Origin of the sequence: Acuticoccus sp., assembly GCF_965213555.1 — a bacterium.
Classification (GTDB): Bacteria; Pseudomonadota; Alphaproteobacteria; order Rhizobiales; family Amorphaceae; genus Acuticoccus.
Window position 1 is genome coordinate 2,754,191 of record NZ_OZ243890.1, and the last position, 12,571, is coordinate 2,766,761.

A 12,571-nucleotide genomic window follows, 5' to 3' on the forward strand; every position below is an offset into this window, starting at 1 on the left:
TACGCCTTTGGAGGGCCACACGAGGCGGCGGCGGGGCGGGTCCCAGCTGCGGGAAGCCGCGCCGGTTGGCGACCATCCCGACGAAATACAAAAAGGGGAGCAAGATGCGAACACACATGATGAGGGCGGCGGTCCTCGCCGTCTCGACCACCTGCCTCGCCGGTCCCGCGCTGGCGGAAACCGTCCTCAGGGTGGTGCCCCAGGCGGACCTGAAGATCACCGACCCGGTCTGGACCACCGCGGCGATCACCCAGAACCACGGATACATGGTCTACGACATGCTGTTCGCCATGGACAGCGAGCTCAATCCGCAGCCGCAGATGGTGGAGAGCTGGGAGGTCAGCGAGGATGACCTGACCTGGACGTTCACGCTGCGCGAGGGGCTTCTGTTCCACGACGGCTCCCCCGTGGAGGCGTCCGACGTGGTGGCGTCGATCCAGCGCTGGGCGGCGAGGCGGGCGGACGGCCAGGCGCTCCTACCGCGCGTTGAGGCGATGAACGCGTTGGACGCCAGGACCTTCGAGATCGTTCTCAGCAAGCCCTTCGGGCCCATGCTTCAGGTTCTGGCGAACCCCACCGCGCCGCTGCCCGTCATGCGCGAGGAGGAGGCGAGCACCGATCCCAACGAGCAGGTGACCGAGATGATCGGCTCAGGCCCGTTCGTGTTCGACGACGAGGCCTGGGTGCCCGGCGACCGCGTCGTCTACCGCAAGTTCGAGGATTATGTTCCCCGCGACGAGCCCGTGGACGGCTTTGCCGGCGGCAAGGTCGTGAACATCGACACCGTGGAGTGGATCTACATCCCCGACACCAACACCGCGACCCAGGCGCTGCAGTCCGGCCAGGTGGACGTCTACGAGATCCCGCCCATGGACCTCGTGCCCGTGCTCCAGGCCGACCCGAACATCACCGTCAAGGTGCTCGACCCGCTGGGCAAGATGGGTCACATCCGCCCCAACCACCTCTACCCGCCCTTCGACGACCCTCGCGCGCGCCAAGCGCTGCAGCTCCTCGTGGACCAGCGCGAGTTCCTGGCCGCCCAGGTCGGCAACCCCGACTTCGAGACGGTCTGCTACTCCGTCTTCATGTGCGACTCCCCCTTCGAGAACGAGAACCACGCGCAGGATTGGCGTGAGCCCAACAAGGAACGCGCCAAGGAGCTGCTCACCGAGGCGGGCTACAACTTCGAGGACCCGCTGGTGGTGATGCTGCCGACGGACCAGCAGATCATCTACAACAACATGCTGGTCATGGTGGGCAAGCTCGAGGAGATCGGCGTCAACGTCGACGCGCAGGCCATGGACTGGTCGACGCTGACAAGCCGCCGTGCCCGCGACGACGACCCGAGGGAGAGCCCCAACGTCGGCTGGCACCTGTTCCCCACCTGGTGGACGGGGGTGCCCATGTCGAGCCCGCTCACCAACTCGCCGCTGGTCGCCACCGGCGATCCGGTCTCGGCCTGGTTCGGCTGGCCCGAGGACGAGGAGACCGAGCGGCTGCGTGCAGCCTTCATGGACGCCACCACCGAAGAGGAGCAGCGGGAGGTGATCGACGACCTCCAGAAGCGGTTCTACGAGTTCATGCCCTACATCAACACGGGCCAGTTCGTGACGCCCGTCGCGTGGCGCAACGAGGTGACAGGGGTTCCGAACGCCCTCCTGTTCGTCCCCTGGGGCCTTGAGAAGGAAGGCTAACTGCAACGTCCCGGGAGGTGTCGCGACGGACCAGCCCGACCCGTTCGGGCTGTTTCGACAAGGTCTCGACGGCGTGGCGATGGGATGTGACGCCGGTCGACCGTGGACGGGGGGACAGGCCGGGCCGGCGTCACCTCAGGTGGCGATTGATCGCGTCCGCAAGCGTGGCCACTGTCTCGGGCGACAGGAGCGCGTCATGGCCGGCCGCCAGCGGCTCGACGTGGACGGGTCCCGCGGCCACGCTCCGAAGCGTGGCCTTGAGGTCCGTGTCCCGGTTGTCGCTCGCTTGCACAAAGACGAGCGGGGCAGCGACGCGGCCGGGCGCGTGGCGGGTGACCAGACCTCCAGCACGGTCGGCGGCACGGCCGATCCGTTCGCGCCAGTCGGCGTCGAGCCCCGCGGGTAACGTCGCTGTGGCATCGCCGGGGTATGAGGACCTAGCTTGTCGAGCGTCGAACCTTCGCTGCGCCCATCGGACATCGTTCCGAAGTCGCTGAAGTAGGTGTCAAGGGGGAGGAGGACGGCGACATGCTCTCCCCCGAGCTCGAGGAGCCGCGTCATCTCGTGGGCGACGCCGCCGCCGAACGACCATCCAAGCAGCTGGTAGGGACCATGGGGCTGGATCTCGCGCAGCGCCTCGATGTAGGCGGCGGCCATCTCAGCGATGCTTTCGTGGGAGCGGAGACCCTCGTCGACACCACGGGCTTCGAAGCCGAACGCCGGGATGCCCGGGGCGAGGCGATCTGCGAGCGGATGGTAGATGCTCGAAAGCCCGGAGGCGGCGTGGATGCAGAAGAGGGGTGGCGCTCCGCCTCCGCCGCAAAGACGCACGACAGGGTGGTAAGCGTCCCCCTCATGGGCGCAGGCCGCGATCGCGCCCGCGAGCGAGCGCGGGGTCGGGCAATCGATGATAACGCGAAGGGGGACGTGCAGCCCGAGGTCGTTGGTCAGGCGCAAAGCCAGCTTCATGGCAAGGATCGAGTCCCCACCGAGGCTGAAGAAGTCATCGAGTACGCCGATGACTGCAGGTCGATGTGAGCTCCTCGATGTGCCGACACACGGTGGCCTCGAGCGGCGACGCAGGAGGCGTCCGCTCGGCACCTGTGCGCAGGCCCAGTTCGAGCAACGCTCGCCGGTCGAGCTTGCCATTGGCCAGGCGCGGGATGCGGTCCGTCAAGATGAATGCCTGGGGAACCATGTATCGCGGGAGGACGCGTCCGAGCTGATGCCGAAGGTCATGAGCGTCGACGCCGCCGGACGGGAGCGCCGTGACATAGGGGACGAGCCGGCCTTGCACAGCCGATCCCTCAAGGACCACCGCGGCCTGGTGGACGCCGGGGCATCGAACTAGCGCGGCCTCGATCTCGCCGGGTTCGATCCGGATCCCACGCAGCTTGATCTGCCTGTCGGCCCTGCCGACGAACTCGAGCGTCCCATCGCGACGCCTGCGACCGATGTCACCGGTGCGGTACATGCGCCTGCCAGGCATGCCGAAGGGGCAGGCGAAAAACCGCTCGGCGGTGAGGTCCGGGCGGCCAAGGTAGCGGGAGGGCGCTCCCCCACGGCGAGCACGCTGTAGGCGCGGGCGACGCGTTCGCTGCCGCAGGTCCGTTCGACCGAACTGAGGTCGGGCGCGGTCGGCGCGAGGTCGGTGACCGTGCCACCGGCCGCGCCGATCGCCTCGCGGACGCCGGCAACCCTGTGGGCGGCGAGGGAGCCCTGGGAGGCTGCGCTCACCTTCGCGTTAGGCGCGCTGGTATAACCGCACTCCCATCTGCTCGTTGAGATCCTCCACTGCGACACGCTCGATGAGGGGCAAGACCTCGGCCGCGACGCGCCCGTCCAATCCGAGCGCGGCAGCCATCGCGAGTGCCGCCGTCATGTCCCGCCCGGCGACATCGTCGGGCATGACGCAGAGCTGCGCGCTCATGCGCTGCGCAAGATCCCACACCTGCCACACCTCGATGGTCTGCGGCGGGTGGCCGTTGCCGTCTCACCCTGACCGATCAGACCGACGGTGGCGGTAAGCAACCCCGACCGCTGCATCTGTCAGCTGACGCGATCGACGACGCGACCGGTGGCCACGGCGAAGTGCGGCACGTCCGGCATCACGGACTCGATCGCCATCGACTGCAACGTTCACGAGCCCGAGCGGAACTCGTGCGTGTCCGGGCAGCTGCCGGTCGTCGTCGGGCTGCCGAACGCGTTCTTCAGACAGACGCGCCGGGCTTCGGCGGAACGACCACGTCGCCGTCCGCCGTGACCGTGCTTCACGGGCGGCAGCGGTCGCGGCCGTCAAGGCAGCGGGTCGACGCGGCGCGACGACCCCCTCGATTTTTCCCCGGTGCTCGTCGTAATAGCGCGATGGCGACAGCGTCGCCTCGGGGTCGCTGGGGTCACCGTCGCGGAGGATCGGCAGGCCTTCGACCGGAACGCGCTCAGGCAGGACCTCGCCGCGCGAGGCGTGGGGGCGGTGCCGAGGGCCGCGTGTGCAGCGCAGCGAGAATGATTTCGAGGCCGTGGGCATACCTCAATGTGTCGAGACGGCGGGATCGACCGCGCTGCCACTCAGGTCCCGCAGAAGGTGCGGTAGGCGGCATCCTCCGAGAGCGGAGGTTGGGCGAGGTGGACATGCTCGGCCTGGTCCTCGAAGGGGCGCGCCAGCACGGCACGGAGGGTTTCGAGCGGGCCGAGGTCCCCCTCCTCAGCCGCCGCCAATGCCTCTTCAACGCGGTGATTGCGCGGAATGAAGAGCGGGTTCGTCTGGTTCATGGCGACCCGTCGCTCGGCGGGAGACATCGGGTCGGCGGCAAGACGCGCCGTCCAGCGTCCCACCCAGGCATCAAACGCGCCGGGATCGGCGAAGAAGTCGCGGACCGCCTGGCCGTCGGCCGTCTCCGGCGGGGCGAGGGCCGCGAGACCTCGGAACGTCAGCGTGAAGTCCGCCCCATTCGCCTCCATCGTCGACAGAAGGTCGGCGGCGAGACCGGCATCCTCCTCGACCGCCCTCGCCTCGGCCACCGGGGACAGCCCCAGCTTGCGCCGCATCACGCCAAGCCATGCTGTCTGGAAGAGCTCGGGGAAGGCGTCGACCGACGCTTGCATCCGCTCCACCGCTGCTTCCTTCGAGCCCGGCAATAGCGGCAGCAGGGCCTGCGCGAGCTGCACCAGGTTCCAGTGGGCGATGCGGGGCTGGTTGCCATAGGCATAGCGCCCGCCGACATCGATCGAGCTGAAGACCTGGCCCTCGCGATGGGCGTCCATGAAGGCGCAGGGGCCGTAATCGATGGTCTCGCCGGAAATCGTCATGTTGTCGGTGTTCATGACGCCGTGGATGAAGCCCACCCCCATCCAGCGCGCGACGAGATCGGCCTGGCGCGCCTTCACCGCCTCGAAGAGCGAAAGCGCCGGCGCCTCCGCGTCCGCGACCTCGGGATAGTGTCTCGCCGTGACGTGGTCGGCCAGCGCCTTCAGGGCCTCGACGTCGTCCCGGGCGTAGAAGTACTGGAAGGTGCCGACCCGCACGTGGCTCGCGGCGACCCTCGTCAGGACCGCGCCGGAAAGTGCGTCCTCGCGGTAGACCCGCTCCCCCGTGGCGACCGCGGCGAGGGAGCGTGTCGTCGGGACCCCCAACGCCGCCATCGCCTCGCTGACGATGAACTCGCGCAGGACAGGCCCGAGCGGTGCCTTGCCGTCCCCCATGCGTGAGAAGGGAGTGCGCCCGGAGCCCTTGAGCTGAACGTCGCGCCGCTGGCCGTTCCGGTCGATGACCTCGCCGAGGAGGACCGCCCGACCGTCACCGAGCTGCGGCACCCAATTGCCGAACTGGTGCCCGGCATAGGCCATGGCGATCGGGTCCGAGCCCTCGGCGATGCGGTTGCCAGCAAGGACCTCGACAGCGTCCGGGCGCCCCAGCCGGTCCGGATCGATCCTGAGCTCCTCGGCGAGCCGGCGGTTGAGCAGCAGGAGGCGTGGCTCCCGGGCGGGCGCCGGCGAGACCCTGGCGAACATCCGTTCGGGCAGCCGGACGTAGCTGTTGTCGAAGGCGAAGATCTCATCGCTCGTGGTTGCCGCGTCCACCATTCCTCGCTTCGTCTGGCTGACTGGACGGGCAGTTAGCGTCGGGAGCCGGCTCGACCACATACCGGCATGAAGCATCGCTCAATCACGGCATCGTCTCAGGGCCGACCGTCGCCCCCAGTTCAAGACGATCGCACCAGGCAGCATCGCCTCCGGGGCTCAGGCGCCGCGATCGAGATGCAGCGGCTTCAGCAGCCCGGCCTGCGGCACCGGCAGGACGATCGGCGCGCACGACCGGCCCTCCAAGCAGCAGTAGGGCGTGCCGCCCTTGAGACGCGTGATGTTCGACCGGACCTTGCCGGCTTTGGTGTGCGCTCGTTGTCGGCGGCGCGCAGGCTCGGCCGATTGCGGCGCTGGACCATGCGAAGGCTGGTCCCGGTGTCGAGCTCGCGACCTCGCTGAACCGATCGTCGAGCCGGATGGTCGCGGGATAGACCCGCGCGTCGCCGTAGATCGCCTCCCCACCTGACGATCGGATCGGCGAACAGCGTCGAGCGCGGCGGCGATCGCACCGATCAGGTGCGCTTGCCGGTCCGGAGCGCCCGCGGCCGCGGCGATCGGAAGCGGGTTGCTCTCGACCTCGAGGGGCGCCTCGCTCTCGGAGCTCAAGGCGCGGATGCCCTGGATCTGCGACGCCCAGATGACGTCCTGCTTGTTGCAGGAGCCGCGGAACGCCGCCCCGGCGAGAAAGCCGCCGGCCGCTGCCGCGCGAGCAAGCGATCCTCTTCGACGAGGAGGCCTGACGAGCCGCCACGGCCGCGCGGGCCCCGTAGCACGAGACCGCCGAGGACCTCGGGCCGGTCGCCCACCTTCGCGGTCCCGCCGAAGCGGCCGACGGCGCGCTGCGACAGCATGACCGGCTCAGCTGCGCCCGCGACCAAGAGCGTGACGAGGCCGGCGCCTGAGCGCACGCCCGGCGCGCTGCGCGCTCAGGCGGCGCGGCGGCGACGCGCGGGCCGCCCGCGGGCGGGCTCGCGCTCGTCGTCAAACAGGTCCGCGAGCTGGTTCACCATGGCGCCGGCGAGCTCCTCGGCATCGACGATGGTCACCGCGCGGCGATAGTACCGCGTGACGTCGTGGCCGATCCCGATGGCGATGAGCTCCACCGGCGAGCGCTCCTCGATTTCGGCGATCACCGCGCGCAGGTGCTTCTCCAGGTAGTTGCCGGCGTTCACCGACAGCGTCGAGTCGTCAACCGGCGCGCCGTCGGAGATCATCATCAGGATGCGGCGCTGCTCAGGCCGGCCGAGCAGCCGCTCGTGCGCCCAAGTCAACGCCTCTCCGTCGATGTTCTCCTTGAGCAGCCCCTCGCGCATCATGAGGCCGAGGTTGCGCCGTGCCCGCCGCCAGGGCGCGTCCGCCGCCTTGTAGACGATGTGCCTGAGGTCGTTGAGGCGGCCTGGTGCGGCGCGCTTGCCGTGCTGCACCCAGTGGTCGCGCGACTGGCCGCCCTTCCATGCCTTGGTGGTGAAGCCGAGGATCTCGACCTTGACGTGGCATCGCTCCAGGGTGCGCGCGAGGATGTCCGCGCAGGTCGCGGCGACGGAGATCGGGCGACCGCGCATGGACCCGGAGTTGTCGAGGAGAAGCGTGACGACCGTGTCGCGGAAGTCCGACTCGCGCTCGACCTTGAAGGCGAGCGGCTGCATCGGGTCGAGGACGACGCGGCTGAGGCGCGCGGTGTCGAGCACGCCCTCCTCCTGGTCGAACTCCCACGACCTGTTCTGCTGCGCCATCAGCCGGCGCTGCAGGCGGTTGGCGAGCCGGGCCACCGCGCCCTGCAGGGGCGTGAGCTGGCGGTCCAGGAACGAGCGCAGGCGGTCGAGCTCGGCCTGGTCGCAGAGGTCCTCCGCGAACACGACCTCATCGAACTGCCGGGTGTAGACCCGGTAATCCGAGCCGGGCGGCGCCTGGACGACAGGCTCGTCGACGCGCGCGCCGTCGGTCGTCTCCTCGGCGTCGCCCATCTCGTCCTCGCGCACGTCCTCGGCGGTGAACTCTGAGACGTCGACGTCCTGGGCCGCCTCCTCCTCGCCGGTTCGCTCGGTGTCCTGGGGCGCCGCGTTCTCGTCCGCGTCCTCCTCGCCGGCGTCGCCGTCGCCCTCGTCCGGGCTGTCGACGCCCTCCTCGCCCTCGTCGCTCTCGGGGTCCTCGCCAGCCTCCTCGGAGAGCGTCTCGGCCATGTCGAGGGCGGCGAGGATGTCGCGCACCGCGGTGGCGAAGCCGCGCTGATCGTCGATCTGGTTGGCGAGGCCGTCGAGGTTCTGCCCGCAGCGCTCCTCCACCCAGGGCCGCCACAGCTCCACGAGCTTCTGCGCACTCTCCGGCGGCGGCGCGCCGGTGAGCTTCTCGCGCACCATGAGGGCGATCGCGTCCTCGATCGGCGCATCGGCTTGGTCGGTGACCTCGTGGTAGCTGCCGCGGAAGTACTTGTCCTCCAGCATCGCCGACAGGTTCTCGGCGACGCCCTGCATGGCCTGCGCGCCGATGGCGTCGCACCGGGCGCCTTCCACCGCGTCGTAGACCGCGCGCGCGTCCGCCCCGCCGGGGGCGTACTTGGAGTGGACGCCCTGGTCGTGCCGGGCGAGCTTCAGCGCGAACGAGTCGCCGATGCCGCGGGTGACCGCGACGTCCTTGTCGGTGAGCCGCCGCGGCGGCTCCGGGAGCCGCGCGGTGGTGCCGACGAGCGCCGGCTTGTCGGAGGAGAAGTTGACCTCGAGGTCCGCATTGCCGGCGATCGCGCGCATGGTGCCGCTGACGGCCGAGCGGAACGCGTCGTGGCGCGTGTCCACCTTCGGGTTGCGCCGGGAGTTGTCGCCGGGTCCTACCATCCCACTGTCCTATCGACCCAATGTCCTATCGACGATCAATCCAGCCCACGGACGAGGCTCGCACGAGCCCCCTGCGCGTCATCCGGGCGCCACGCCGCCAACCCCGGAAGTCTTCCCTATGGCGATCAAACAATCGCATGACGAGCCCGCGGGAGCCTCCGCTTGAGGAACAAGCGGCATCGTACTCGACGCATCGCAGTAGCCGCTCATTCGCCACACGTTCGTGCGTCTCACGACGCTCCGGGACGACAACGCTCAATTCAACACGTTGGTCGTCGCCGCACCGAGCTCCTTGCCGAAGCAGCGCTGGTAGAACTCCGCCACGATGCCGCGCTCGGTCTCGTCGCACTTGTTGAGGAACGTCACCTGGAAGGCGAAGCCGACGTCGCCGAAGATCTGGGCGTTCTCCGCCCAGGTGATGACGGTGCGCGGGCTCATCACCGTGGAGAGGTCGCCGTTGACGAACGCCGAGCGCGTCATGTCCGCCACCCGCACCATCTTGCCGACGATGCCGGTCCCCCCGTTGCCCCGGTAGTGCGGCGCCTTGGAGAGCACGATCTCCACCTCGGTGTCGTGGGGCAGGTAGTTCAGCGTGGTGACGATGGACCAGCGGTCCATCTGACCCTGATTGATCTGCTGCGTGCCGTGGTAGAGCCCGGACGTGTCGCCGAGCCCGACGGTGTTCGCGGTGGCGAACAGGCGGAACGCAGGGTGCGGGCGGATCACGCGGTTCTGGTCGAGCAGCGTCAGGCGGCCCGACACCTCGAGCACGCGCTGGATGACGAACATCACGTCCGGCCGCCCGGCGTCGTACTCATCGAACACCAGCGCAGTGTTGGTCTGCAGCGCCCAGGGCAGGATGCCGTCGCGGAACTCGGTGACCTGCGCCCCGTCACGCAGCACGATGGCGTCCTTGCCGACGAGGTCGATGCGGGAGATGTGGCTGTCGAGGTTGACCCGCACGCATGGCCAGTTCAGCCGCGCGGCCACCTGCTCGATGTGGGTGGACTTGCCGGTGCCGTGGTAGCCCGCGATCATCACGCGGCGGTTGTGCTTGAAGCCGGCGAGGATGGCCTTCGTGGTCGGCGGGTCGAACACGTAGGACGGATCGACCTCCGGCACGTGCTCGGACGTCTCGGCGAAGGCTGGGACCTCCATGTCCGTGTCGATGCCGAACGTCTGCGCCGCGGACACGGTCATGTCCGGCGTCCTCGTCGACGCGGCAAGCGTCTCTGACATAGGCTTCCTCACGGACGGGCCGCCTGTCGGGCGATCCGTCAGTTATGGGTCCGCCGCCGCGCTCAGCAATACCCCGCGCGTCGCAGCGCGTTGTAGGCATTGATGACGTTGCGCAGCCGGTCCTCGGAGCTGCGGTCCCCCTGGTTTGCGTCAGGATGGTGACGCTTTACAAGGGTCTTGTAGCGCGACTTGATGGCCTCGCGCGAGGCCTCGGCATCAAGGCCCAGCACCTCGAAGGCGTGCCGCTCGGGACCGGACACCCGCCGGCGCTCGGGCTCGCGCTGCAGCTCAGCGCTGCCGCCGAACAGCGCGAACGGATCGTCGATCACCTCCGTCCACGCGTTGCGCGCGGCGCGGGCCTTCTTGCCCCGCACGCCGATGGGCGAGGTCGGCCGGTGCCCGGTGATCGCGTCGCGCTGGTAGGCGATGACGTCGTCGTCCGTCATCCCCTGGAAGTAGTTGTAGCTCCGGTTGTACTCGCGCACGTGGTCGAGGCAGAACCAGTGGTACTGGCCTTCGTGCCCGCGCCCCATCGGTGCACGGTAGGGCGCGTCCTCCTCGCAACCGCGGAAGGCGCACGTGCGGCCGATGACGGAGGTGTCGGTGCCTCCACCGTCGCGGCCCGCGCCACGCTTCCGAGACGCCCTGATGCGGTCGTACGCTTTGTCCGACAGGTCCATGGCGGCGATTATGGTGGGCTAGCCGGGACCGAACAAGGACTTGACTTTGCACGCCGCACAGCCTCGGGAGAGCCGCTCCGACGACCGGAGAAGACCGGCTCGCCCGAGCCGTCTGCGGCCCGCTTGTCACCATAGCGATTGGCGCGCGCGGTCCGGCCACTCGGCGTCGTAGCGCGCGCCGTCGAAGCCCTCGGCGAGCTCTGCGACGACGGTGCCGACGCTCGGCAGCCGCGCGACGTCGGCGTGGCCACCGTCCCACAGGCCGGAGCGCAGCACCGCGCGGGCGCACTGGAAGTAGACCTCGCCCACCTCGACGAGGATCACGGTGCGCGGCTCCTTGCCGTCCCGCACGTAGCGCGCGAGGAGTTCTTGTTCGCCGGACACCACGGCACGGCCGTTGACCCGCATGACCGTCCCCGAGCCGGGGATGAGGAACATCAGCGCGACGCGCGGGTCCCGCACGATGTTGCGCAGGCTGTCGATCCGGTTGTTGCCGCGCCGGTCGGGCAGCGCGAGGTGCCGCGGGCCCAGGACGTCGACGACCGGCCCGACGTCGCCGCGGGGAGAGCAGTCCAGCCCCTCCGGCCCGACCGTGGCAAGGGCCACGAACGGGGACGCCTCGATGAGCGTGCGGTAGTGCGGAGTGATCGCCGGCGTCACCTTCACCGTCGCCGTGACGGGCGGCTCGCCGTAGAGCGCCTCCAGCTCCTCGATCGTGCGGATCGCGCGGTCAGCGACCCGGGGCAGTGCGTCGGCCATCAAGCCCTCCCTCGTTCGCCACCGTGAGGCGGTGGCAGAGCGCAAGTTCGTCGGCTACTCCTGTCCCATCTAGCACGGGGGCGGACCTCATGACGCGTCAGACGGGCTTCAAGCCGGCCGAGATCGCCGAGGCGCAGCGCATGAGCGCCGAGGAGGCCATCCGTTACCACTACGACAACGACACCCAATTCTTCGCGCTGTGGCTCGACCCGACGCTGTCCTACTCGTGCGCGCGCTGGCACGACCCCCTCACCGAGGCCCCTGTGGCCGCGACGCTGCATGACGCGCAGCTCGAAAAGCTGCGCCACCACCTCGACGCAGCGCGGGTGGGCGAGGGCACGCGCGTGCTCGACGTCGGCTGCGGTTGGGGTGCGATCCTGGAGGCGGCGAGCCGACGCGGCGCGGCTCACGCCCTCGGCCTCACGCTGTCCGAGGACCAGCTCGCCCACATCGAGGCCGCCGGCTGGCCGCGCACCGAGGCGCGGCTCGAGGACGCCTTCGCGTTCACCACGGAGGCGCCGTTCGACGCCGCGATCTCAATCGGCGCCTTCGAGCACTTCGCGAAGCCGCACATGTCGCGCGAGGAGAAGGTCGCCACCTACCGGGCCTTCTTCGAGCGCCTCGCCGCAGCGCTGACGCCGGGCGCGCGCTTCTCGCTGCAGACCATCGTGTGGGAGGCGGTGGACTTCGAGACGTCGAAGACGACGCTGCCCGAGATCATCTTCCCGCAGTCCGACATCCCCTTCATCGAAGAGATCGTGATGGGCTCGGCCGATGCGTTCCGCCTGATCTACCTCGAGAACGACCCCAAGCCCTACCAGCTCACCCTCGAGGCATGGCTGGAGAACTTCCGGGCGCAGCGCGAGCCCATCGTAGCGGAGTGGGGGGAGGCGAAGTACGCCTTCTTCCTGGACTACCTGCGTTACTCGCGCCTCGCCTTCACGCGGCGCAAGAACTCCCTCGCCCGCATGGTCTTCGTGCGCCGCTGAACGCGGGCCCGACGCTCCGCCAGGCCCGCGCGCGTTCAGAATATGAAGTCGTCGCCGGTGAGGAGGCTCGCGTCGACGCCGCGCAGGAAGATCGTGTTGCCGTCGCCGTAGTCGATGAGCGTGCTCTTGACGCGTGCCTCGAGGTGGTTGTTGGCGAGGTCGCGGAAGCTCTTGATCGATTCCACCGCCGACAGGTCGATGCTTTCGCGCGAGCCCTCCGCGTCGAAGTCGCTGATGACCTCGTCGCCGAAGCCGCTCGCGAAGCGAACGTGTCCTCGCCGCCCTGACCGAACAGCGTG

The 12,571-nt window shown here is 69.3% G+C and carries 11 protein-coding genes; 2 read left to right on the forward strand and 9 right to left on the reverse strand.

Annotated elements, in window-relative coordinates:
* Positions 1-104: 104 nt before the first annotated feature.
* On the forward strand, positions 105-1,694 hold the full coding sequence (locus ACOOE8_RS13000) for an ABC transporter substrate-binding protein (protein ID WP_420391875.1): 1,590 nt from the start codon (positions 105-107) through the stop codon (positions 1,692-1,694).
* 135 nt (positions 1,695-1,829) lie between these two features.
* Here the strand turns inward: ACOOE8_RS13000 and ACOOE8_RS13005 are convergent, their stop codons facing one another.
* From ACOOE8_RS13005 to ACOOE8_RS13040, 8 genes are all read right to left on the reverse strand, one after another.
* A complete protein-coding gene (locus ACOOE8_RS13005) occupies positions 1,830-2,663 on the reverse strand; it encodes an alpha/beta fold hydrolase (RefSeq protein WP_420391876.1) in 834 nt (277 codons plus the stop codon).
* A 34-nt stretch (positions 2,664-2,697) separates the two neighbouring features.
* On the reverse strand, positions 2,698-3,168 hold the full coding sequence (locus ACOOE8_RS13010; protein ID WP_420391877.1) for an AMP-binding enzyme: 471 nt from the start codon (positions 3,166-3,168) through the stop codon (positions 2,698-2,700).
* 270 nt (positions 3,169-3,438) lie between these two features.
* Positions 3,439-3,645: a DUF7697 family protein gene (locus ACOOE8_RS13015; RefSeq protein WP_420391878.1), complete on the reverse strand. Its 207-nt coding sequence runs from the start codon at positions 3,643-3,645 to the stop codon at positions 3,439-3,441.
* 617 nt (positions 3,646-4,262) lie between these two features.
* Complete coding sequence (locus ACOOE8_RS13020; RefSeq protein ID WP_420391879.1) at positions 4,263-5,777, reverse strand: protein adenylyltransferase SelO; 1,515 nt, start codon at positions 5,775-5,777, stop codon at positions 4,263-4,265.
* Between the two features lie 926 nt (positions 5,778-6,703).
* Positions 6,704-8,605 carry a cobaltochelatase subunit CobT gene (gene cobT, locus ACOOE8_RS13025; protein WP_420391880.1) on the reverse strand — a complete coding sequence of 634 codons (1,902 nt, stop codon included), beginning with the start codon at positions 8,603-8,605 and terminating at the stop codon, positions 6,704-6,706.
* Between the two features lie 255 nt (positions 8,606-8,860).
* On the reverse strand, positions 8,861-9,844 hold the full coding sequence (gene cobS, locus ACOOE8_RS13030; RefSeq protein ID WP_420391881.1) for a cobaltochelatase subunit CobS: 984 nt from the start codon (positions 9,842-9,844) through the stop codon (positions 8,861-8,863).
* 62 nt (positions 9,845-9,906) lie between these two features.
* Positions 9,907-10,524, reverse strand: a complete 618-nt coding sequence (locus tag ACOOE8_RS13035; RefSeq protein ID WP_420391882.1) for a J domain-containing protein — start codon at positions 10,522-10,524, stop codon at positions 9,907-9,909.
* A 126-nt stretch (positions 10,525-10,650) separates the two neighbouring features.
* A complete protein-coding gene (locus ACOOE8_RS13040) occupies positions 10,651-11,283 on the reverse strand; it encodes a pyridoxamine 5'-phosphate oxidase family protein (protein WP_420391883.1) in 633 nt (210 codons plus the stop codon).
* 89 nt (positions 11,284-11,372) lie between these two features.
* Between ACOOE8_RS13040 and ACOOE8_RS13045 the strand changes: the two genes are divergently transcribed.
* Positions 11,373-12,272: a class I SAM-dependent methyltransferase gene (locus ACOOE8_RS13045; RefSeq protein ID WP_420391884.1), complete on the forward strand. Its 900-nt coding sequence runs from the start codon at positions 11,373-11,375 to the stop codon at positions 12,270-12,272.
* 35 nt (positions 12,273-12,307) lie between these two features.
* Here ACOOE8_RS13045 and ACOOE8_RS13050 read toward each other — a convergent pair whose 3' ends face one another.
* Entirely contained in the window at positions 12,308-12,457 is a 150-nt protein-coding gene (locus tag ACOOE8_RS13050; RefSeq protein ID WP_420391885.1) for a hypothetical protein, read from the reverse strand.
* Between the last annotated feature and the right edge of the window lie 114 nt (positions 12,458-12,571).

Bases quoted from the DNA above. Each gene is read 5' to 3' on its own strand.
- ACOOE8_RS13000 (WP_420391875.1), top strand. From the start codon at position 105: ATGCGAACACACATGATGAGGGCGGCGGTCCTCGCCGTCTCGACCACC.
- ACOOE8_RS13005 (WP_420391876.1), bottom strand. From the start codon at position 2,663: ATGAAGCTGGCTTTGCGCCTGACCAACGACCTCGGGCTGCACGTCCCC.
- ACOOE8_RS13010 (WP_420391877.1), bottom strand. From the start codon at position 3,168: ATGTACCGCACCGGTGACATCGGTCGCAGGCGTCGCGATGGGACGCTC.
- ACOOE8_RS13020 (WP_420391879.1), bottom strand. From the start codon at position 5,777: ATGGTGGACGCGGCAACCACGAGCGATGAGATCTTCGCCTTCGACAAC.
- cobT (WP_420391880.1), bottom strand. From the start codon at position 8,605: ATGGTAGGACCCGGCGACAACTCCCGGCGCAACCCGAAGGTGGACACG.
- cobS (WP_420391881.1), bottom strand. From the start codon at position 9,844: ATGTCAGAGACGCTTGCCGCGTCGACGAGGACGCCGGACATGACCGTG.
- ACOOE8_RS13035 (WP_420391882.1), bottom strand. From the start codon at position 10,524: ATGGACCTGTCGGACAAAGCGTACGACCGCATCAGGGCGTCTCGGAAG.
- ACOOE8_RS13040 (WP_420391883.1), bottom strand. From the start codon at position 11,283: ATGGCCGACGCACTGCCCCGGGTCGCTGACCGCGCGATCCGCACGATC.
- ACOOE8_RS13045 (WP_420391884.1), top strand. From the start codon at position 11,373: ATGACGCGTCAGACGGGCTTCAAGCCGGCCGAGATCGCCGAGGCGCAG.